Origin of the sequence: Bradyrhizobium sp. CCBAU 11357, assembly GCF_028128865.1 — a bacterium.
GTDB lineage: Bacteria > Pseudomonadota > Alphaproteobacteria > Rhizobiales > Xanthobacteraceae > Bradyrhizobium.
On the sequence record NZ_LBJW01000014.1, the window covers coordinates 66,007 to 87,757 of the forward strand.

At 65.6% G+C, this 21,751-nt stretch carries 20 protein-coding genes; 13 read left to right on the top strand and 7 right to left on the bottom strand.

The genetic code is table 11. The annotated features are described in order from the left end of the window. Positions 1-170 precede the first annotated feature (170 nt). Both XI05_RS02525 and XI05_RS02530 read left to right on the top strand, forming a co-directional pair. Positions 171-419, top strand: a complete 249-nt coding sequence (locus XI05_RS02525; protein ID WP_333939811.1) for a hypothetical protein — start codon at positions 171-173, stop codon at positions 417-419. Between the two features lie 76 nt (positions 420-495). After that, positions 496-1,977, top strand: coding sequence for a carboxylesterase/lipase family protein (locus XI05_RS02530; RefSeq protein WP_271498395.1), 1,482 nt, complete (start codon positions 496-498; stop codon positions 1,975-1,977). 6 nt (positions 1,978-1,983) lie between these two features. On the opposite strand, the gene XI05_RS02535 is transcribed toward XI05_RS02530, so the two are convergent. Continuing rightward, the gene (locus XI05_RS02535) at positions 1,984-2,163 is read right to left on the bottom strand and encodes a hypothetical protein (RefSeq protein WP_172787402.1); all 180 of its coding nucleotides are present in this window, start codon (positions 2,161-2,163) and stop codon (positions 1,984-1,986) included. 156 nt (positions 2,164-2,319) lie between these two features. Here XI05_RS02535 and XI05_RS02540 point away from each other — a divergent pair, with 156 nt between their 5' ends. After that, positions 2,320-3,114 carry a DODA-type extradiol aromatic ring-opening family dioxygenase gene (locus XI05_RS02540; protein WP_271498396.1) on the top strand — a complete coding sequence of 265 codons (795 nt, stop codon included), beginning with the start codon at positions 2,320-2,322 and terminating at the stop codon, positions 3,112-3,114. 111 nt (positions 3,115-3,225) lie between these two features. Here the strand turns inward: XI05_RS02540 and XI05_RS02545 are convergent, their stop codons facing one another. The 3 genes from XI05_RS02545 to glgC are packed head-to-tail and all read right to left on the bottom strand — an operon-like array spanning position 3,226 to position 6,241. Further along, the gene (locus XI05_RS02545; protein WP_271498397.1) at positions 3,226-3,486 is read right to left on the bottom strand and encodes a SemiSWEET transporter; all 261 of its coding nucleotides are present in this window, start codon (positions 3,484-3,486) and stop codon (positions 3,226-3,228) included. 38 nt (positions 3,487-3,524) lie between these two features. Then, the gene (gene glgA, locus XI05_RS02550; RefSeq protein WP_271498398.1) at positions 3,525-4,982 is read right to left on the bottom strand and encodes a glycogen synthase GlgA; all 1,458 of its coding nucleotides are present in this window, start codon (positions 4,980-4,982) and stop codon (positions 3,525-3,527) included. After that, positions 4,979-6,241 carry a glucose-1-phosphate adenylyltransferase gene (glgC, locus tag XI05_RS02555; protein WP_271498399.1) on the bottom strand — a complete coding sequence of 421 codons (1,263 nt, stop codon included), beginning with the start codon at positions 6,239-6,241 and terminating at the stop codon, positions 4,979-4,981. The genes glgA and glgC overlap by 4 nt, the downstream gene beginning before the upstream one ends. A gap of 341 nt (positions 6,242-6,582) precedes the next feature. Here glgC and XI05_RS02560 point away from each other — a divergent pair, with 341 nt between their 5' ends. After that, positions 6,583-7,023 (top strand): hypothetical protein, encoded by a 441-nt coding sequence (locus XI05_RS02560; protein WP_271498400.1) that lies wholly within the window; start codon positions 6,583-6,585, stop codon positions 7,021-7,023. 123 nt (positions 7,024-7,146) lie between these two features. On the opposite strand, the gene XI05_RS02565 is transcribed toward XI05_RS02560, so the two are convergent. Next, positions 7,147-8,127, bottom strand: coding sequence for an ABC transporter substrate-binding protein (locus XI05_RS02565; protein ID WP_271498401.1), 981 nt, complete (start codon positions 8,125-8,127; stop codon positions 7,147-7,149). Positions 8,128-8,602: 475 nt separating this feature from the next. On the opposite strand from XI05_RS02565, the gene XI05_RS02570 reads away from it, so the two are divergent. The 9 genes from XI05_RS02570 (at position 8,603) to XI05_RS02610 (ending at position 17,540) form a co-directional block, all read left to right on the top strand. Beyond that, a complete protein-coding gene (locus XI05_RS02570) occupies positions 8,603-9,703 on the top strand; it encodes an ABC transporter substrate-binding protein (protein WP_271498402.1) in 1,101 nt (366 codons plus the stop codon). After that, positions 9,681-10,703: an ABC transporter permease gene (locus XI05_RS02575; RefSeq protein WP_271498403.1), complete on the top strand. Its 1,023-nt coding sequence runs from the start codon at positions 9,681-9,683 to the stop codon at positions 10,701-10,703. Before XI05_RS02570 ends, XI05_RS02575 begins: the two co-directional genes overlap by 23 nt. After that, on the top strand, positions 10,697-11,494 hold the full coding sequence (locus tag XI05_RS02580; RefSeq protein ID WP_271498404.1) for an ABC transporter ATP-binding protein: 798 nt from the start codon (positions 10,697-10,699) through the stop codon (positions 11,492-11,494). Before XI05_RS02575 ends, XI05_RS02580 begins: the two co-directional genes overlap by 7 nt. After that, positions 11,488-12,660, top strand: coding sequence for an acyl-CoA dehydrogenase family protein (locus tag XI05_RS02585; RefSeq protein ID WP_271498405.1), 1,173 nt, complete (start codon positions 11,488-11,490; stop codon positions 12,658-12,660). The genes XI05_RS02580 and XI05_RS02585 overlap by 7 nt, the downstream gene beginning before the upstream one ends. A 20-nt stretch (positions 12,661-12,680) precedes the next feature. Further along, complete coding sequence (locus XI05_RS02590) at positions 12,681-13,781, top strand: LLM class flavin-dependent oxidoreductase (RefSeq protein ID WP_271498406.1); 1,101 nt, start codon at positions 12,681-12,683, stop codon at positions 13,779-13,781. Beyond that, positions 13,778-14,716: an ABC transporter substrate-binding protein gene (locus XI05_RS02595; RefSeq protein WP_271498407.1), complete on the top strand. Its 939-nt coding sequence runs from the start codon at positions 13,778-13,780 to the stop codon at positions 14,714-14,716. The genes XI05_RS02590 and XI05_RS02595 overlap by 4 nt, the downstream gene beginning before the upstream one ends. A gap of 347 nt (positions 14,717-15,063) precedes the next feature. Next, positions 15,064-15,909: a CmcJ/NvfI family oxidoreductase gene (locus tag XI05_RS02600; RefSeq protein WP_271498408.1), complete on the top strand. Its 846-nt coding sequence runs from the start codon at positions 15,064-15,066 to the stop codon at positions 15,907-15,909. Positions 15,910-16,010: 101 nt separating this feature from the next. Next, positions 16,011-16,325: a septal ring lytic transglycosylase RlpA family protein gene (locus XI05_RS02605; RefSeq protein WP_271498409.1), complete on the top strand. Its 315-nt coding sequence runs from the start codon at positions 16,011-16,013 to the stop codon at positions 16,323-16,325. 45 nt (positions 16,326-16,370) lie between these two features. Next, on the top strand, positions 16,371-17,540 hold the full coding sequence (locus XI05_RS02610; protein WP_271498410.1) for a Gfo/Idh/MocA family protein: 1,170 nt from the start codon (positions 16,371-16,373) through the stop codon (positions 17,538-17,540). Positions 17,541-17,723: 183 nt separating this feature from the next. On the opposite strand, the gene XI05_RS02615 is transcribed toward XI05_RS02610, so the two are convergent. Both XI05_RS02615 and uvrA read right to left on the bottom strand, forming a co-directional pair. Next, positions 17,724-19,034: an ABC transporter substrate-binding protein gene (locus XI05_RS02615; protein ID WP_271498411.1), complete on the bottom strand. Its 1,311-nt coding sequence runs from the start codon at positions 19,032-19,034 to the stop codon at positions 17,724-17,726. A 164-nt stretch (positions 19,035-19,198) separates the two neighbouring features. Next, positions 19,199-21,709 carry an excinuclease ABC subunit UvrA gene (uvrA, locus tag XI05_RS02620; RefSeq protein WP_271498412.1) on the bottom strand — a complete coding sequence of 837 codons (2,511 nt, stop codon included), beginning with the start codon at positions 21,707-21,709 and terminating at the stop codon, positions 19,199-19,201. Between the last annotated feature and the right edge of the window lie 42 nt (positions 21,710-21,751).

Below are 21,751 nucleotides of genomic sequence, written 5' to 3' on the forward strand. Positions count from 1 at the left end.
GTTTTGGCGGCAGGCTATCGCCGCAGGCTCAGCTTGTCATCAGAGCAAGTGCAATCTTAGGGTGGTCGTTTGCGGCGGCTTCGTGACCGCGCGAATGTTGCGGCACCACACGCACCGCGATGCACAATGGCCGTGATAGCCCGGGGTAATCAGCCATCATCCTTCTGTGTATGCTTGCGCTTACAAGCCACGCGTACCGCCCGGGCGTCATGACAGAGTTGAGTGAGCGAACCAAAGCGAACATGGACGTCGTTCTCGAGCAGACATGCCGGCAACTGCCGCATGGCGGCGATCACGACAGCCGCAGGTTCATCGCCGAGCGCCTGATCGAGGCGGCGCAATCCGGCCACTCCACGCTGGGCGAGCTCGGCATCGTCGCGCGCCGCGCGCTCTCGGAGCTGATCGGCAAAGGCGGTTAGGCGCAGGCGCGAGGCTTGCCTCGCCGACGGCTCCGGACATAACCTGCCGGAATCCTTCATCGAGATCGTTTCGAAGATGCGGGCCCTGCTTGCATTCGTTGCGGCTATCGCAGTCCTGTGTGGCCTCGGCGCGGCCGTCGCCCAGTCGGTCGGACAATTTCCATTCGCGCTGACGCGGGAAGGGCAGATGCTCGGCGCGGTGGAGGGCGAGGTGGCCTCGTTCAGGGGGCTGGCTTACGCGGCGCCGCCGGTCGGGGCGCTGCGCTGGCAACCGCCGCAGCCGACGACCGAAAGCTCGGAGATGCGCACCGCCTACGACTACGGCGCGCCGTGCCTTCAGCCGGCCTTGCCGGCGGCGAGCGAAGATTGCCTGACGCTGAACGTGTTCCGTCCTTTCGGGGTCGATGGCCCATTGCCGGTCATGGTGTTCATCCATGGCGGCGCGTTCGCCACGGGGACCGCGAACGATCCGCTGTTCGATGGCGCCAAGCTGGCGCAGGCGGGCCTCATTGTCGTCACCGTGAATTATCGCCTCGGCGCGCTCGGCTGGCTCACGTATCCCGCGCTGTCGGACGCCGGCTCCGGAAATTTCGGCCTGATGGACCAGGTCGCCGCGCTGCATTGGGTGCACGACAACATCGCGGCCTTCGGCGGTGATCCGGGCAACGTCACCCTGTTTGGCAGCGATGCAGGGGCGACATCGATCGCGCTGCTGATGCTGTCGGCGCCAGCGCGCGATCTCTTTCACAAGGCCATTCTGCAATCGGTGCCAGGCCGCGCGCGGCTGGGTTCGGCAGAAGAGGCCGAGGCGATCGGCCGGCTCTTCGTGGCCGCGCTCGGGCCGAAGACGGATCTGCACGCAGTCGAGCCGCGGCGCCTGCTGGCTGCCGAACAGCAATTGCTTGAGAAATCACCGCGCAGCTTTGCACCGATGATGGATGGACGTCTCCTGACCGAGGACCTCGCCGCAGGTTTTGCGGCCGGACGCCAAAGCCGCATTCCCTTGATCATCGGCTCGAACGACGACGAGACCGGCTCGCAGAACGAGACCGCGATCAAGGAGGAGCTTGCGCCGGGCACGAGTAGCGAGGAATTGCGCAAGCTCTATCCCGATCTCACCAGACCGTCGGATCTCGCGGCAAAAGTCTACACCGACAAGGTCTTCTCCGAGCCGGTGCGGCTGCTGGCCCGCCTGCACGCGGCAAGCGGCGCGCCGACCTTTCGTTACCGCTTCGCCTATATGCCGGAAGCGCGCCGCGCCAATCCGGACGCCGGCCACGGGCGCGAGCTGCAGTTCATCTTCGGCGCGGAAGGCGTGCCCGGTGCGGGCATCCTGTCGCGGCGCGACCGCGAGGTCGCAAGCCGCTTGCGCGCCTACTGGATCAATTTCGCCAGAAGCGGCGATCCCAATGGCCCTGACCTCAATGGTCCCGTCCTGCCGCGCTGGGACGCGGCGGGCGGCGATCGCCTGCTGCTGATCACGAACGACGGCATCGCGAGCGGCGACGATCCGATCGCGGAGCGTCTCGACCGGCTGGCAAATGAGGGCAGGAGATGATCGGATTTAAGCCGCGAGCTCGACGCGCGGCGCCGGGCTGAGCCGGTCTTCCTCCAGGTAATCTATCGCGCCGTCCTTCTCGACGGCATAGAATTGCAGGCCATCCCGCGACTTGAAGGCGGCGCGGACGACACCGCGGCGGCCCTTATCACTGTTGACGACGTCCCCCAGCGCAAACTTCCTCATCGCACGTCTCACTTGTCTTCAAGCCGACTGCTTCGGCCCCGCCGGGGATTCTGGGCGGCAAATCGTTAACGACTTGCTAACCATGCTGCTTTGCCTATGCTCACCGCCAATCGTGCGGACCGTAAGCACGCGCCTGTTGTCAACGAGACGAGCCCGATGACGCGATTTCCGACCCTGTTCCTGTCGCATGGCGGCGGCCCCTGGCCTTTCATGGAGGACAGGCGGGTGCAATATGCCAAGACCGCCGAGGCGTTCGCGAACTTGCCGCAGCTTCTGCCCGAGAGGCCGAAGGCCGTGCTGGTCATCACCGGTCACTGGGAAGCCGACGCGTTCACTGTGTCGACCTCGCCGCACCCGCCGATGGTCTACGACTATTACGGTTTCCCCGAGCATACCTACCAACTCAAATATCCCGCGCCGGGCAAGCCCGAGCTTGCCGCGCAAGTGAAGGCTCTGCTCACGCATGCCGGCCTCGATTGCCGCGAAGATCCCGATCAGGGTTTTGATCACGGCACGTTCGTTCCGCTCGGGCTGATGTATCCGAACGCCGACATGCCGATCGTGCTGCTGTCGCTGAAGTCCAGCTATGACGCCGCCGAGCACGTCAAGGTGGGGCAGGCGATCGCATCCTTGCGCGACGAAGGCATCCTGATCGTCGGCAGCGGGCTGACCTATCACAACATGCGCGGCTTCAACCGTCCGGAGTCCAAGCCCGTCTCGTATGATTTCGAAGCCTATCTGAACGAGGCGATCAGCAACCCCGATGCGGCGCGCCGCAACGCGATGCTGGTCGATTGGGAGAATGCGCCGAGCGCACGCCTTGCGCATCCGCGCGAGGATCATCTGCTGCCGCTGATGGTGGCGGCCGGTGCGGCCGGATGCGACGTCGGACGCCGCGTCTTCGTCGACGAGGTCGCGCAGGTGGCGATGGCGTCGTATGTGTTTGGGTGACTCGTAGGGTGGATTGCGCGAAGCGCAGTCCGCTGGCGTAATCCACCGTCGTGCCGCAGCAAAGGTGGCGGATTACGCCTTCGGCTGATCCGCCCTACGCGTCGCGCAGCCTCACCCGTATCGCAGCTTCATCACCAGGATGCCGCCGGCGAGCAGCATGGTGACGGCGTTCGCGGCGACCAGCGGGGCGTCACCCGAGAGCAGGCCGTAGATCAGCCAGAGCGCGAGGCCCAGCATCAGGACCAGGAACATGCCGAGCGAGATGTCGCCGGTGGAACGGGTCTTCCAGACCTTGATGACTTGCGGCGCATAGGCCGCAGTGGTGCAGGTGGCAGCGGCAAAGCCGAGCAGCTTGATGGCAAGGGATTCCATGCCGGCCCCTATAGCATGGATTCGATGACGGACATCTGCTAGGCGCGATGGGATGCCATGAGATTGCGGTAGAGCGCGGCATATTCGCCCGCCCGGTTGCGCCAGGAGACGTCGGTGGCAAGGCCGCTGCGTTGCAGCCGGCGCCAGGTCAGCTTGTCGTGGAAGGCAATGTTGGCCTTGCGCAGCGTGCCGGCGAGGGCGTCCGCCTTCACGGGGCCAAACTTGAAGCCGGTGGCATCGTGGCCGGACGTGTCGGCCTCCCCGATATCGACGATGGTGTCTTCGAGGCCGCCGACGCGGGAGACGATCGGCACCGCGCCATAGCGCAGCGCGCAGAGCTGGGTCAGGCCGCACGGCTCGAAGCGCGACGGCACGATCAGCGCGTCCGAACCGGCCTGGATCAGATGCGCCAGGATCTCGTCATAGCCGATCACGACGCCGATCCGGCCGGGATTGGCGCGGGCCGCGGCCTGATAGCGATCCTGCAGATCGCGGTCGCCGCTGCCGAGCAGGGCGAGCTGCATGCCTTCGCGCAGGATGGTCGGGATGGCTTCCAGCAGGAGATCGAGCCCCTTCTGCCAGGACAGCCGGCTGATGACGCCGAGCAGCGGCGCTTCGTCAGAGGTATCGAGGTTGAACTGCTGTTGCAGCACCGCCTTGTTGGCGGCCCGAAACGTCAGGTCCTCGGCGCCGAAGCGATAGGCGATGTGCGGATCGGCTTGCGGATTCCAGACCTCGGTGTCGATGCCGTTGAGGATGCCGCTCAGCACGTCCGATCGTTCACGGAGCAGACCGCCGAGCCCCATGCCGCCTTCGTCGCTCTGGATTTCCTTCGCGTAGGTCGGCGATACCGTGGTGATGCGATCGGCAAGTCGCAAGCCGGCCTTCAAGAAGCTGATGCCGCCAAAATATTCCAGTTCGTTGACGTTGAAGGCGTGCCAGGGCAGGCCGATCGATCCGATCAGCTCAGGGGCGAACTTGCCCTGATAGGCCATGTTGTGAATGGTCATCACGGTGCCGGGCCGCGGACGATTGTCGTAATGCAAATAGGCCGGCGCAAGCCCCGCCTGCCAATCGTGGGCGTGCACCACGTCGGGCACGAAGGCCGGCACGAGGCCGAGGCCGATATCGGCCGCCACGCGCGACAGCGCGGCGAAGCGCACGCCGTTGTCCGCCCAGTCGACGCCGTCGCTTGTGACATAGGGGTTGCCCGGCCGTGCATAGAGATGCGGCACGTCCAGCACGAACAGGTCGAGCCCGGCATGCGAGCCCGCCAGCAGCCGTCCGGGGCCGCCGAAATAATCCGGCCAGCGCTGCAGCTCCTCCGTGCCCGAGATCAGGCGCATCACCTCGGGATAGCCCGGCAGCAAGGTGCGCATCTCGACGCCATGCGTCTTCAGCGCAACCGGCAGCGCGCCGGCGACATCTGCGAGGCCACCGGTCTTGACGAGGGGATAGACTTCAGAGGCGACCGCGAGGACGCGAACAGGCATCATGTATTGAGCCTGTCGATCATCGGCTGCGTGATCAGCGAGATGCCCTGCTCGGTGGTGCGAAAGCGCTTTCCGTCGACCTCGGGATCCTCGCCGACGACGAGCCCTTCCGGGATCTCGACGCCGCGGTCGATCACGACGTTCCTCAAGCGGGCGCCGCGGCCGACACTCACGTAAGGCATGATGACGGCGTTCTCGACGTTGGCGTAGGAATTGATGCGCACGCCGGTGAACAGCAGCGAGCGGCGCAGCGAGGCGCCGGAGATGATGCAGCCGCCTGAGACCAGCGAGCTCACCGCCTGGCCGCGCCGGCTCTCCTCGTCGTGGACGAATTTCGCCGGCGGGGTAATCTCCGCATACGACCAGATCGGCCAGGCGCGGTCGAACAGGTCGAGCTCGGGCACCACGTCGGTGAGGTCGATATTGGCGGCCCAATAGGCGTCGACCGTGCCGACGTCGCGCCAATAGGCGCGGGTGTCGCTGCCGGAACGAACGCAGGAGGTCGAGTACTGGTGCGCCATCGCGCGGCCGTTCTTGACGAGGTAGGGAATGATGTCCTTGCCGAAATCGTGGTTCGAGTTCGGATCCTCTGCGTCGCGCTTGAGCTGGTCGAACAGGAACTTCGCGTCGAACACGTAGATGCCCATGCTGGCGAGCGAGACGTCCGGCTTGCCCGGCATCGGCGGCGGATCTTTCGGCTTCTCCAGGAACTCCTGAATCCAGCCGTTCTCATCGACATGCATGATGCCGAAGCCGGAGGATTCCGTCCGCGGCATTTCGAGGCAGCCGACGGTGACGTCGGCGCCGCTCTCGACATGCTGGCGCAGCATCACCTCGTAGTCCATTTTGTAGATGTGGTCCCCGGCCAGCACCACGATGAAGCGGCAGGCGTGGGATTCGATGATGTCGATGTTCTGGTACACCGCGTCTGCCGTGCCGACATACCACATGGTCTCGGAGACGCGCTGGCTGGCGGGGAGGATGTCAAAACTCTCGTTGCGTTCGGGGCGGAAGAAGTTCCAGCCCATCTGAAGGTGCCGGATCAGGCTGTGCGCCTTGTATTGGGTCGCCACCGCGATGCGGCGGATGCCGGAGTTCACCGCGTTCGACAGCGCGAAATCGATGATGCGGGACTTGCCGCCGAAGTAGACCGCCGGCTTGGCGCGGCGGTCGGTCAGCTCCAGCAGACGGCTGCCGCGTCCTCCGGCCAAGACAAATGCCAGCGCTTGACGGGCAAGCGGCTCGGGTCTCGCGGCACTCATGTGATCCTCCCACAACTCTGGCGCTCGCCAGAAGCCTCCCCGGCCGCGCACCTTGGAACCGATAGTAATGGTACGAATAGTAAATCGTGAAGGTGGTTGTTGGTTGCGAATGCACGGGAAGCTTAATGCTTTGCCGGGCGATCGGGCCTCAACCACCGTCGTGCGGGTGTCACAGGCGACGACGTCGCCCGGCACCGGGTTGATCAGAACGGAGGCAAGCGTCTTGTGCGGTGCACGCAAGCTCCAGGCTTTGAAATTCTACGCTTTGACTTGGCGCAAGGATGCCCGATCATGGCGCTGCGATCCTTTTCCAAGCGAAAGGACAGACAGGGAGTAAGACGATGAGGATCTGGAAGACGGCAATTGCCTGTTCGCTGGCCGGCGCGGTCGTGGCGGCCCAGATCGGGCAGGCCAATGCGGCCCCGATGCCGACCAATGTCGCGGCGATGAAGGCTGCGGCCGGCGACAACGTCGCGCAGGTGCATTGGCGTGGCGGCGGATGGGGCTGGGGTCTTGGCGGTCTCGCGGCCGGCGCGATCATCGGCAGCGCCATCGCCGCGGGGTCTCCTTACGGCTATTACGGCTACGGCGGCCCCTATTACGGCGGCTACGGCTACGGATATCCGGGCTACGGCTATGGTTACGCCCCGGCCTATTACGGCGGCTACGGCTACGCCCCGGTCTATCCGCGATATTATCGGCCCTATCGCCCGTACTACAGCTATGGCTACTACCGGCCGTACCGCGTCTATCGCCGCCACTATTACCGCGGATATTGGTGAGACCGCACGGCTAGAACGTGAGCCACACGATCAGGCTCATGCACGCAGCATGCATGAGCACGATCGCGGCGAGATGCAATGGGCCGGGCTTGAGGCGAAGCCGGTGCATCCCACCGCCTCCGCCTAATTCGATCCCGCGGCCGCAGCCGTGAAGCTGCGGTCGACGGCTTTGCTGACGTCGAGCTTCTTCGGCAGGATGCGGTAACGCGTCGAGCGGTCCGAGGCTTCCTGCACCTCCTTGACCACGTTCTCGTCGATCACGATCGGGCTGGTGCGCTGCGCGGTGTAGGCCGACAGCAGCACGTCCTCCGGCAGTTTGGTCAATTCGGCCGTGTTCCTGGCGTATTCGGCAACATGGTCCAGCGACCACAGCCGCGCCTTGTTCAAGCGCTGCACGAGATCCTGCACCGCCGCGCGCTTGGTGGCGATGGCGTTGTCGGAGGCGACGATGAAGGTGATGGTCGGCGTCAGCCCTTCGCCGTCGGCGATGACGCGGGCCTTGTCCTTCAACCTCGCGAACGAGACGTAGGGCTCCCACACCGCCCAGGCGTCGATCGAGCCGGCGAGCAGCGCGATCTTGGCATCGACCGGGCCGAGCGGCGCGAAGGTCGCGTCCTCCAGCTTGATCGCTGCCTTCTCCAGCGTCGCGTCGATCAGGAACTGGCCCCAGCCGCCGCGTGTGCCGGCGAGCCGCTTGCCCTTGAGGTCGGCGGCCGATTTGATCGGCGAATCCTGGCGCACCAGGATGGCCTGCGTCTTCGCCTCCGAGCGCGTGCCGCCGACCGCCTTGATCGGCGCGCCGGCGGCGTAGACCGACAGGAACGAGAGATCGCCGGTGTAGCCGACGTCGAGCGCGCCGGCATTGAGCGCTTCAAGGATCGGCGCGGCCGCCGGGAATTCCGACCACTCGATCTTGTAGGGCAGGTCCTTCGCATAGCCGGAGATTTCGAGCAGCGAGCGATTGCCGCCTTTCTGGTCGCCGACGCGCAGCACGATGGTGTCGGCGGCGAGCGATGCGGCAGCTGACGATAGCATGATGGCGGCGGCGAGCAGCGATGTGGCGAGCCGGCGCGTGATGGAATGGTCGTGAGAGTTGATGCTCATTGGATCCGTCTTGTTGCGTCGCTCACGATGCGTGAGCGGACGATGCAGCGAGACGCTCGAGTCTATGAGCGCGCGGTACGCCGTCAATGAAATGGCCAACCGTATTGTGCGTGCTTCAGGCAATGACGTTTCAGCGGGACGTCGCTTTCGAGAATGCGCAGCGTGCGCGGCCGAAGCTGCACAGGGCTGCGGCAGCCGATGGGGTCGCGGTTTACCTTGCGTGCCGATGCATCCGCGAAAATCCTTTCATCGCTGCCGCATGCGCGGGTGGAGAGAATGACCTCCCTTCGCGCAACATTCGAAAATCCATTTCATTGACGATGCAGCGAACGCGCCGCATGATTTGCGCATCGCATCAACGCGGCGCGGGAAGCGCCGACGGAACAATTTTCTCTCAACGCAGCTCCGCACGGAACATGCGCAACGCGACCCGTTGCGCACACGGCGGAGCCGTGCCAGCAGGAGCCAGGGGCAGATGACCAACGACAACGAGCGCAGCGGATCGAAACTCGACCGGCGCCACCTGCTTCAGGCAGGGCTCGCCGCCGCCTTCGCGGCGCCGCTCGGCGCGCTGGGCGCGCAGGCTTTTGCGCCGCGCGGCATCGCGCCGGGGATCGACCTTTCCGAGTTTCCGCTGTGCCGCACGGCCTCCGACGCGCCCGCGCTCACCGGCGCGCCGCGCAAGCTGAAGCTGTCGTGGAATGCCGGCGCCGTCTGTCTCGCGCCGGTGCCGGTCGCGATCGAGCACGGCTTCTTCCAGAAGCACAATCTCGACGTCGAGCTCGTCAACTATTCCGGTTCGACCGACCAGCTGCTCGAGGCCATCGCGACGGGCAAGAGCGATGCCGGTCTCGGCATGGCGCTGCGCTGGCTGAAGCCGCTGGAGCAGGGGTTCGACGTCAAGATCGCCGCCGGCACCCATGGCGGCTGCATGCGCGTGCTGTCGCGCACGGATTCCGGCGTCTCGAAGCTTGCCGACCTCAAGGGCAAGATCGTCGCGGTCGGCGATCTCGCAGGGCCCGACAAGAACTTCTTCTCGATCCAGCTGGCCAAGCTCGGCATCGATCCGGTCAAGGACGTTGATTGGCGCGCTTATCCCGGCAACCTGCTCAATGTCGCGGTGGAGAAGGGCGAGGTGCAGGCGTTCCTGTCGTCCGACCCGCTCGCCTATCTCTGGCTCAAGGACACGCAATACAAGGAGGTCGCTTCCAATCTCGACGGGGAGTACGGCGAGAAGAGCTGCTGCATCCTCGGCCTGCGCGGCTCGCTTGTGCGCGAGGAGCCTCAAGTCGCGCGCGCCATCACCCAGGCGCTGCTCGATGCGGCGATGTTCACCGCGCAGAATGCGACGGTCGCGGCGAAATCGTTCCAGCCCTATGCGCCCAAGGCGGCGACGCTGGCCGATATCGAGGGCATGGTGCGCTACCACACCCACCATCATCATCCCGTCGGCGACATCCTGAAGCGCGAGCTCAAGGCCTATGCCGACGATCTCAAGAGCGTGCAGGTGTTCAAGCAGAGCACCGACACCGCCAAATTCGCGGAGCGCATCTATGTCGACGTATTCGCTGTCTGACGGCCTCGCCTCCGGCGCGCCGCGCACCTCGCGCGCGCCGCTGCTGGCGAGCTGGATCCGGGAATCCGGCGTCGGCGCTCTCGCCAGCATCGCCTGGATCGCCTTCGGGCTATCCTGCCTGTGGTGGCAGGATGTCGGCGACTGGTCGCGCACGCATTCGCTCGGCATTGCCGCCTTCATCATCGCGGCGATCGCGCTGTTCGGCACCGTCGGGGCCGACTATCTGGGAGCGGCGGGGCAGGCATTGCACAAGCGCGCGCCGTGGCTGGTCGCGCTCGGGGTGTTCCTGACGGTCTGGGAGGTTGCGACGGCAAAATTCGCCTGGCTGCCGCTGCCGTTCTTTCCGCCGCCGCAGGCGATCATCGAGGTCTATACCGACGATCTGCCGAAGCTGCTCGACAGCGTGTTCGCGTCCGTGAAGCTCCAGCTCGGCGGCTATCTGGTCGGCGCCACGATCGGCTTTTTGACCGGCGTCTCGATCGGCTGGTCGCGCGCGGTCGGCTATTGGGTGCATCCGGTGCTGCGCTTCATCGGCCCGCTGCCGGCGACCGCCTGGCTGCCGATCGCCTTCTTCACCTTCCCGTCGAGCTGGAGCGCCTCGACTTTCCTGATCGCGCTGGCGACGGGGTTTCCCGTGACGGTGCTGACCTGGTCCGGCGTCGCGAGCGTCAGCAACGCCTATTATGACGTCGCGCGCACGCTGGGAGCAAAGCCGTCATTCCTGGTGCTGAAGGTCGCGATTCCGGCGGCGCTGCCGCACGTCTTCGTCGGCCTGTTCATGGGGCTCGGCGCGTCCTTTGCCGTGCTCGTCGTTGCCGAGATGATCGGCGTCAAGGCCGGGCTCGGCTGGTACCTGCAATGGGCGCAGGGCTGGGCCGCCTACGCCAACATGTACGCGGCGCTGATCGTGATGTCGCTGCTCTGCTCCGGCGCGATCACCCTGCTGTTTGCGATCCGCGATCGTCTCCTGGTCTGGCAGAAGGGGACCGTCAAATGGTAGCCACGGCTCTTGCCGAAGCGGTTACGCATCCAGCCGCCGGCGCCGCGCTCGACATCGAGCAGGTCAGCCACGCCTTCGACATCGACGGGACCGAGTTGCCGGTGCTGAGCGATGTTTCGATTTCGGTCGAGCCCGGCGAGTTCGTCGCGCTGCTCGGCCCGTCCGGCTGCGGCAAGTCGACCCTGCTCCGGCTCGTTGCCGGGCTCGACAAGCCGAAGGCAGGAAGGCTGCGGGAGGACGAGGCGCGCATCAGGAGCCCGCATCCGTCGCGCGTCGTCGTGTTTCAGGATCCGACCCTGTTTCCCTGGCGGTCGGTCTGGGACAACGTCGCCCTGGGCCTCGAGGCCCAGGGCATCCTTAGGAGCCAGCGCCAGCGCGTCGATGACGCGCTCGATCTCGTCGGGCTTTCGTCGTTCCGCAACGCCTATCCGCACCAGCTCTCCGGCGGCATGGCGCAGCGCGTCGCGCTGGCGCGGGCGCTGGTCAACGATCCCAAGATCCTGATCCTGGACGAGCCCCTGGGAAAACTGGACTCGCTGACCCGCATCACCATGCAGGCCGAGCTCGTCGCGCTATGGCAGCGCAAGGGGTTTACCACGCTGCTGGTGACGCATGATGCGGAGGAGGCGCTGGTGCTCGCCAACCGCGTCATCGTGTTCAGCGAGCGTCCCGCGCGGGTGAAGGCCGACATCCGCGTCGACCGTGCGTATCCGCGCCATCGCGGCGATCCGTATCTTGCGGATTTGCGCCGCCAGATTCTCGGCCTCCTGGGATTAGATGCCACATGGTGACTTCTGTAGCCAAGGGGCGCACGGCCCATAGCGAACCCGATTACATCGCGCGCGCCGAGGCGCTGGCCGAGAACTTCGCCGCGCGCGCGGCCGAGCATGACCGCACCGGCAGCTTCCCCTTCGTGAATTTTCGCGAGCTGTCGGAGGCGGGCTTGCTGTCGCTGATTGTGCCGGCGGTCCATGGCGGCGCCGGTGCCGGCGCGCGGTATGCCGCGCGCGTGCTCGGCATCCTCGGCAAGGCCGATCCGTCGACCGCGCTGGTGCTGTCGATGCATTACATCAATCATCTCGTGATGGCGCGCAGCCCGAATTGGCCGGCGCGGCTGTCGCGCAGGCTCGCGCGCGAGAGCGTCGAGGGCCTTGCACTCATCAACGCGCTGCGCGTGGAGCCGGAGCTCGGCTCGCCCGCACGTGGCGGCCTGCCGGCGACGATCGCGCGGCGCACCGAAACCGGCTGGCGCCTTTCCGGCCACAAGATCTATTCGACGGGATCGCCGATCCTGAAATGGTACCTGGTCTGGGCGCGCACCGACGAGGCCGAGCCGCGGGTCGGTCAGTTCCTGGTGCCCGCGGGCCTGCCGGGCACCCGCATCGTCGAGACCTGGGACCATCACGGCCTGCGCGCCAGCGGCAGCCACGACGTCATCTTCGAGGACGTCGTGATCCCGCTCGATGCCGAAGTCGACGTGCGCAAGCCGGCGGACTGGCGCACGCTCGACGTCACGCAGGCGACCGTCCACACCGTCTTCGTCGCCGCGATCTATGACGGCGTTGCGCGTGCCGCGCGCGACTGGCTGATCACGTTCCTGAAGCAGCGGGTGCCTGCCAGCCTCGGCGCGCCGCTGGCGACCTTGCCGCGCGCGCAGGAGATCCTCGGCGCGATCGAGGCGCGGCTTGCGGTCAACGCGCGGCTGATCGACACGTTCGCCCGAGACTTCGATGACGGCGTCCAGCTCGCCGCGAGCGAGTCCAACGTCATCAAGCTCACCGTGACCAACAATGCCGTTGCCGTGGTCGAGGATGCGCTGTCGCTCACCGGCAATCACGGCCTGTCCCGCGCCAATCCGCTGGAGCGGCATTATCGTGACGTGCTGTGCGGCCGCGTGCACACGCCGCAGGACGATTCCACGCGCATCGGCCTCGGCCGCCTCGCACTCGGCCTCTAGGAATCAACAGGGAGACGATCATGTCGATCGAGTTCATCGGCTTCATCAGCAACAACAATTCGTCGGAAACCGTCGTCCGCCAGGGGCCGGTCCTCAACCCCACCCACATCGAGACGGTGGCGAAGGCGCACGAGAATGCCGGCTTCGACCGGGCGCTGCTGGCGTTCCATTCGACGTCGCCCGACGCGCTCCAGGTCGCCCAGCACGTGCTGAGCCACACTGAGCGCCTCAACGTGCTGATCGCGCAGCGGCCCGGCTTCACCGCGCCGACATTGCTGGCGCGGCAGTTCGCCGTGCTCGACCAGTTTTCCCGCGGTCGCGTCGCGCTCCATGTCATCACCGGTGGCAACGCCACCGAACTGCGGCAGGACGGCAACACGCTCGACGACAAGGACGAGCGCTATGCCCGCACCTCCGAGTTCCTTGACGTGCTCAAGCTGGAATGGACCAGCGACAAGCCGTTCACCTACAGGGGCAAATATTACCAGGTCGAGAACGCGTTCTCGCAGGTGAAGCCCTATCGTCCCGAAGGCATCCGCGTCTATTTCGGCGGCGCCTCGGATGCGGCGATCGACGTCGCCGGCAAGCACGCCGATACCTTTGCGCTGTGGGGCGAATCCTATGCCCAGGTGCGCGACGTGACCTCGCGCGTCCATAACGCGGCGGTGCGGCAGGGGCGGCCGACGCCGCGCTTCAGCCTGTCGGTGCGGCCGATCATTGCGCCGACCGAGAAGCAGGCCTGGGAGAAGGCCGAGGAGATCCTGGCGCGCGCCACGGCGCTGCAGGACAAGACCGGCTATCGCAAGCCCGCCGACGGCCATGCCACGGCCGGCGCCCGGCGACTGCTCGCGCTCGCCGACCAGGGCAGCCGGATCGACAAGCGGCTCTGGACCGAGATCGCAAAGCTCACCGGCGCCAACAGCAACACCACGGCGCTGGTCGGTACGCCCGAGCAGGTCGCGGAGGTCTTCGGCGATTATTACGATCTCGGCATCAGCCATTTCCTGATCCGCGGCTTCGATCCGCTGATCGATGCCATCGACTACGGCCGCGAGCTGATCCCGCTGACACGCGAGCTGGTCGCCAAGCGCCAGGCCATTCGCGGCGAGGCCGCGGAATGATCCGCCTCATGTTGGCCGGCGCGCTGCTGTTCGCTTCGCTTGAAGTTGCAGCCGCGCAAACCACCTTGCGCGTCGGGGATCAGAAGGGCAATGCGCAGGCCGTGATGGAAGCGGCCGGCGTGCTCAAGGACGTCCCCTACAAGATCGAGTGGAAGGAATTTCCGGCGGCGGCGCCGCTGCTGGAGGCGCTCAGTGCCGGCGCGATCGAGACCGGTCTCGTCGGCGATGCGCCCTTCACTTTCGCCGCCGCCTCGGGCGCGCCGGTGAAGGCGATCGCGGCTATCCGGCAGACGCGCGAGGGGCTCGCCATCCTCGTGCCCGAGAACTCGCCGATCAAGAGCTTTGCCGATCTCCGCGGCAAAAAAATCGCGACCGGTCGCGGCTCGATCGGCCACCAGCTGATCCTCGCCGCGCTGGAGAAGAACGGCTGGAGCGCGAGCGACGTGCAGATCGCGTTCCTGGCGCCGTCCGACGCCAAGATCGCCTACACGCAAGGCTCGGTCGATGCATGGTCGTCCTGGGAGCCGTATGTCAGCCAGGAGGAGGTGCTGTTCAGGTCGCGGCGCATCATCACCTCGGAAGGGCTCACACCAGGGCTGAGCTTCCAGGTGGCGCGGCCCGACGTGATCAGGGACAAGCGCACCGAGCTGACGGACTTCATCCGCCGCCTCACCGCGGCGCGGGCGTGGTCGCTGAACAATGTCGACAGCTACGCCGCGACCTGGGGCAGGCTGATGAACATCCCGACGGCCGTGCCGCAGAACTGGCTGTCGCGCGCAAAAATCCGCATCGCGCCGATCGATGACGGCGTGATCGCCGACGAGCAGGCGACGATCGACCTCTATTTCCGCTGGGGACTGATCAAGCAGAAGCTCGATGCCGCGGAGATCGTCGATCGCTCGTTCACGGATGCTATCGCCAAGGCGGGGTTGTAGCAAAAGGGCACGCTCTCGTGTCCCGGACCCGGTGCAGCTCCGTCGTCATTCCGGGGCGCGACGAAGTCGCGAGCCCGGAATCCATTCATCGACAGACATTGCGGCTCGATGGCTTCCGGGCTCGCCCTTCGGGCGCCCCGGAATGACGACTGTGGGTGTAAGAGCTCACGAGCAACTCAAGCATCCGTGAAGCGGAAGAGCACGTTCCGGCGCAATCGCCTTCTTCGAAATATTCCTTCTGCATTCTCTCCGCGCGACAACAGCTCCATTGCTATTTGCACCGCACCTCTTGTGCTGTGGTGCACTCGCGCAAAGATCAATCCGACGACCACATCGGGAGACCGGCCATGGGCCTGCAAGAAACAAAAATCGAATCGCTTCCCTTCGTCACTGCCGAACTCAACTATCTCGCACCAATCGACGGCAAGCCGCGCACTTACGCGTTCGATCCGCCGCCGGGGGAGCCGAAAAGCACCTCGCTGCCGGAGCCGCGTCAGGTCCCGATCTTCGATGCGCGGCTGATCGCGCAGAATTTCTCGCTGGATCGCGAGGGCTTTGCGCTGGTGCGTCACCCGACGCAGGTGAAGGATTTTTACAACGACGAGGAAATCCGCAGCGTTTACTATCCAGCGGTCGAAGCGTTCCTGCGCGCGACGCTGAAGGCCGACCGCGTCTTCATCTTCGACCACACCGTGCGCAAGCGTGTCGAAGGCGCGCCTGATATCCGTGACGGCGGGCCGCGCCAGCCGGCCACGCGCGTCCATGTCGACCAGACCGCAATCTCCGGTGCCAACCGCGTGCGCGAGCATCTGCCCGATGAGGCCGAGGAACTGCTGAAGGGCCGCGTGCAGGTGATCAATCTGTGGCGGCCGATCCGCGGCCCCTTGCGCGATTCACCGCTCGCCATGGCCGACGGCACGACGGTGGCGCCGGAAGACCTCGTCGCCTCCGACCTGATCTATCCCAACCGCCGCGGCGAGACCTATTCGGTGAAATACAATCCGAACCACCGCTGGTTCTATTTCCCGGAGATGACGCCGGACGAGGCGCTGCTGCTGAAGTGCTACGATTCCGCAACCGACGGCCGCACCCGCTTCGGGCCACACACCGCGTTCGTCGATCCGACCACGCCGGCCGATGCGGCGCTCCGCGAAAGCATCGAGGTCCGCACGCTGGTGTTCCACCGGCAGTAACAAAGTGTGATGGCATTGCCGGGCATCGCCCGGCAATGTTCCTGGAACTTTGAGGAACAAGGCGACGTTTGCAGGGCCGGGCAGGGAACCGGGAGGGTGCCGTGCAAGCGCAGACGACGCTATTGGTAGCTCTGGCCAGCTTTTTGCTTTTTGCCTTTTCTGTTGCCCACGCTGAAACCGGGCTTGCTTCTTACTACGGATACGCAAGGGCCGGCAAAGGCGGCGAGCTGACGTGCGCCCACCGCACGCGCCCGTTCGGCACCGTGCTCAGGGTGTCCTACAGCGGACGCACGATCCAGTGCCGCGTCAATGATCGCGGCCCGTTCATCCGCGGCCGCATCGTCGATCTCTCGGTGCCCGCCGCCCGCGCGCTCGGCATGATGAGCGCCGGCGTGGTGCGCGTCTCGGTGGATTAGGCCTCCAGGCGCGCTATAGTGCCGCCCATTGCAAAAGGGGGCGCTATGGCCAGGATCAGGGTGGGACTCGTCGGCTGCGGCTTCGTGTCGGAGCTGCACATGTATGCGTTCCGGCGCGTCTATGGCGTTGACGTCGAGGTCGCGGCGGTCGCTGCCCGCGGCGACAAGGTTGTCGTGTTCGCCCGCCATCACAACATCCCGCGTGTTTACCGCAGCTTCGCCGAGCTGATCGCAGACCGCGATCTCGATGTCGTCGACATCTGCACCCCGCCCAATCTTCATGCCGAGATGATCGTCGCCGCCATGCAGGCCGGCAAGCATGTCATCTGCGAGAAGCCGTTCGCCGGCTATTTCGGCCGCGAAGGCGATCAGCAGCCGATCGGCAAGCACGTGCCGAAGGCGCTGATGTATGAACGCGTGATCGAGGAGATGGACAGGACGCGCGCCGCGATCGAGCGCACGGACAAGCTCTTCATGTATGCCGAGGACTGGATCTATGCGCCGGCCGTGACCAAGACCGCCGAGATCATCAAGGCGACCAAGGACAAGATCCTGTTCATGAAGGGCGAGGAGAGCCATTCCGGCTCGCACGCCGCGCATGCTGCGCAATGGGCGATGACGGGCGGCGGCTCTCTGATCCGCATGGGCTGTCATCCGCTCTCCGCCGTGCTGTATCTGAAGCAGGTCGAAGCCAAGGCGCGCGGCGAGCGCATCCGTGTCGCCAGCGTCACCGGCGACGTCGGCAACGTCACCGCCGGGCTGAAGCCGGAGGAGCGCAGCTACATCAAGGCCAATCCCGTCGACGTCGAGGATTGGGGTACGCTCACCGCAACCTTCTCCGACGGCACCAAGGCCACCGTGTTCTCCGGCGACATGATCATGGGCGGGGTGCGCAATCTGATCGAGACGTATACGAGCGGCGGCTCCCTGTTCGCCAACATCACGCCGAACAATCATCTGATGAGCTATCAGACCAGCGAGGAGAAGCTCGCGAGCGTCTACATCACCGAGAAGGTCGATCGCAAAACCGGCTGGCAATATGTCTGCCTCGAGGAGGAATGGACGCGCGGCTATTTGCAGGAGATCCAGGACTTCATGGAATGCGTCGCGGCCGGACGCCAGCCGCTGTCGGACCTCGCGCTGGCCTATGAGACGATCAGGGTGAATTACGCGGGATATTGGGCGGCGGAGGAGGGGAGACGGGTGGTGTTGTAGGGGGAGATCGTCGCCGCGACGGGACCCGCGCTCCCTCGCCCCGCTTGCGGGGAGAGGGTTGGGGTGAGGGGGAGTCTCCGCGAGGACGGTGACAGAGGAGTTCGCGGAGAGTCCCCCTCACCCGGAATTTGCTGCGCAAATTCCGGCCTCTCCCCGCGAGCGGGGAGAGGCGAAGAACCCCCCTCACGCCCCGTAGGTAGAGCCCTTCGGCAGCGGGAATACCGGGTCCTGCGTACGAATGTTCGTCGGCCACACCACGGAGATGTGCTCGCCGGCGTTCTGCATCACGACCGGCGTCGAGCGTTCGTTCTGGCCGGAGAGCGGCGTGCCCGGCGGGAAGAACTTCACGCCGTAGCCCTGGATCGTGCCGCCGGCGGGGATGTCGACGTCGAGCGCCGCTTTCCGGATCGCCTCGGGCTCGAAGCTGCCGTACTTCTCCTTGGCGACCGGCAGCACGTGGTTGAGCAGCACCCAGGTCTGGTTGAAGCCCATCGAGCAGTGTGGCGGCACGTCGGTGGCGCCGGTCTTGGCCTGGTAGCGACTGACCATGGTCTTGATCAGATCGCCCATTCCGGGCGCGAGCTTGGCGGGATCGAGCAGCTGCGCCGGCACCGGGTCGATGTTGCAGAAATTGTCGATGTCGGCCCCGAAAGTGGCGCGCAGCTTGTCGAGCTGGCTGTAGCCGGCGCCGGCTCCGAACAGCATCTTGAAGCGCAATCCGCTCTCGCGCGCCTGGCGCAGGAACAGGGTGATGTCGGGGTTGTAGCCCGCATGCGAGATCACGTCGGCCTTGGCACGCTTGATCTTCGTCACCAGCACCGACAGGTCGGGCGCGGACGCCGAATAGCCCTCGCGCAGCACGACCTGGATTCCGGCCTCCTTGGCGTAAGTCTCGTCGGCAGAAGCAACGCCGACGCCATAGGGGCCGTCCTCGTGGATCAACGCGACCTTGACCTCCTTCGGGTCCATGCCGAGCTTGGCTTTGGCATGCTCGGTGAGGAAGCTTGCAAAGGCTTGGCCGTATTGATCCGAATGGATCTGCGCGCGAAACACGTATTGCAGGTTCTTGTCCTTGAACACGGCGGTCGAGACCGCGGTCGTGATCCAGAGAATCTTCTTCTGCTGCTCGACCTTGGCCGCGAGCGGCACCGCATGCGAGCTCGCATAGACGCCGTTGAGGATGTCGATCTTTTCCTGATTGATCAGGCGTTCGGCCTCGTTGATCGCAACGTCGGGCTTGCTCTGCGAATCCGCGGCGACCGGAGCAACCTTGTATTTGCCGCCGACACCGCCTTTCTCGTTGACGAGATCGATGGCGATCTGCGCCCCGATCGACGAGGCGACCGAGCCGCCGGCGGCGAAGGGGCCGGTGAGGTCGTAGACCAGGCCGATGCGTAAATTCTCGGCTTGTGCCTGGGCGCGTGTCCAATCGAGGCTGAGTGCGGCGGCGGCAGCCGCCGAGGTCTTCAGCAGCTGCCTGCGTGAAGTCGGCATCCTATCCTCCCTCAAAACCGTCGTTCGATCTTGTTGTTGTCGCGAAGTATGGGGAGCGGGACGGAGGAAAGTCAACATCGCGAAAGTCGAGGTCCGCCGCTCGCGGCATAGAACGCAATTGCGAGATGACCGCGAGGCGACCGTGCCGACGATCGCTGCGCGCGCTATTGCGCCAGGCGCCGCGCCAGATAAGGCGCGGTCTTTCCGCCGGCCTTGGCGACCTGCTCGGGCGTCCCCGATGCGACGACACGGCCGCCTTCGTCACCGGCGCCAGGCCCAAGATCGATGATCCAGTCGCTGTGCGCCACGACGTCCATGTCATGCTCGACCACGATCACGCTGTTGCCGCCGTCCACGATGCGTGCGAGCTGCGCGATCAGGCGCTCGACGTCGCGCGGGTGAAGGCCGGTGGTCGGCTCGTCCAGGACATAGAGCGTGTGGCCGCGTTGCGGACGCATCAGCTCGGTCGCGAGCTTGATGCGTTGGGCTTCGCCGCCCGACAGCTCGGTCGCGGACTGGCCGAGGCGGATATAGCCGAGCCCGACCTCGCGCACGACCGACAGCGACCGGTTCAGCGCGGAATCGCCCTCGAAGAACTCGAAGGCCTCGTCGACGCGCATCGCCAGCACGTCCGCGATGGATTTGCCGTTGATCTTCACCTCCAGCGTCTTGTCGTTGTAGCGCGCACCCTTGCAGGTCGGGCAGGGCGCGTAGACGCTGGGCAGGAACAACAACTCGACGCAGACGAAGCCCTCGCCCTCGCAGGTCGCACAGCGGCCCTTGGCGACGTTGAAGGAGAAGCGGCCGGCGTCGTAGCGGCGCGACTTTGCCTGCGGCGTCGCCGCGAACAGTTTTCGCACGTGATCGAACAGACCGGTATAGGTCGCAAGGTTGGAGCGCGGCGTGCGGCCGATCGGCTTCTGGTCGACGACGACGAGGCGGTTGACGTGGTCGAGGCCGGCTACGATCTTGCCGCCCAGCGTCTCGACGGTCGGCGCCAGGCTGTCGTCGTCGGCGTCGGTGGCAAGCGAATGGCCGAGATGCGCGGCCACGGTCTCGACGAGGAATTGGCTGATCAGGCTGGATTTGCCGGAGCCCGACACACCGGTGATGCTGGCGATGATTCCGAGCGGAATGTCGACGTCGAGGCCGCGCAGATTGTTGCGGGTCACGCCCCTGAGCTTCAGATGTCCTTCCGGCTCGCGGCGGACCGTCGGCAGCTTCTTGCGGGGATGCGCGAGATAATGCGCGGTCCGCGATTGCGCGATCGCGCCGAGCCCCGCCGGGGGCCCGCTGTAGAGAATGAGCCCGCCGCCGTCGCCGGCGTCCGGGCCGACATCCACCAGCCAGTCCGCGTGCCTGATCACTTCTATCTCATGCTCGACCACGAAGATGGAGTTGCCGGCACCTTTCAGCCGGTCCAGTGCGCGCCGCAGCGCCTCAGTGTCGGCGGGATGCAGGCCGGCCGACGGCTCGTCGAGCACATAGACGACGCCGAACAGGTTGGAGCGGACTTGCGTCGCCAGACGCAGCCGCTGCAATTCGCCCGGTGACAGCGTCGGCGTGCTGCGTTCGCAGGCGAGATAGCCGAGGCCGAGATCGAGCAGGACGGCGAGGCGCGCCGACAGATCCTCGCAGATGCGCCTCGCGACGACCGTCTTCTCCGATTTGTCCGACGAAGCTCTCGCAAATGGCTTGATCACCTCGTGCAACTGCTTGAGCGGCAGGTGCGACATCTCGGCGATGTTGAATCCTGCGAACCTCACCTTGAGCGCCTCGGGCTTCAGCCTTGTGCCGTGGCAGGTCGGGCAGTCCCGCGTGATCATGAATTGCGCGACGCGGCGCTTCATCATCGCGCTCTCGGACTTGGCGTAGGTCTGCATCACGTAGCGCTTGGCGCCGGTGAAGGTGCCCTGATAGCTCGGTTCCTCCTTGCGGCGTAGCGCCCGTTTGACCTCAGCGGCATCGTAGCCGGCATAGACAGGAACGGTCGGCTGCTCCTCGGTGAACAGGATCCAGTCGCGGTCCTTCTTGGGCAATTCGCGCCAGGGCTTGTCGACGTCGTAGCCCAGCGTCGTCAGGATGTCCCGGAGGTTCTGGCCCTGCCAGGCACTCGGCCAGGCCGCGACAGCGCGCTCGCGGATCGTCTTGGTGTCGTCGGGTACCATCGACTTCTCGGTGACGTCGAGCATCCGGCCGATGCCGTGGCAGGTCGGGCAGGCGCCCTCCGGCGTGTTGGGCGAGAACGCCTCCGCATAGAGCATCGCTTGGCCGCGCGGATAGTCGCCGGCGCGGGAATAGAGCATCCGGAGCAGGTTCGAGATGGTGCTGACGCTGCCGACCGAGGACCGCGTCGTCGGCGCCCCGCGCTGCTGCTGCAGCGCCACCGCCGGCGGCAGGCCTTCGATGTCGTCGACCTCGGGGATCTGCATCTGGTGGAACAGGCGCCGCGCATAGGGCGACACCGATTCCAGATAGCGCCGCTGCGCCTCGGCATAGATCGTGCCGAAGGCGAGCGAGGATTTCCCGGAGCCCGACACGCCCGTGAACACGACGAGGACGTTGCGCGGAATGCGGACGTCGACATTCCTAAGGTTGTGCTCGCGCGCCCCCCGGACCCGGACGAACCCGTCATCCTGCGTCAGGCTTTCGGTCTGCTTTGGTCGATCGTCCATCTCGCGCCTCTCACCCAAACAGAGGTAACGGCAAGATCGCAG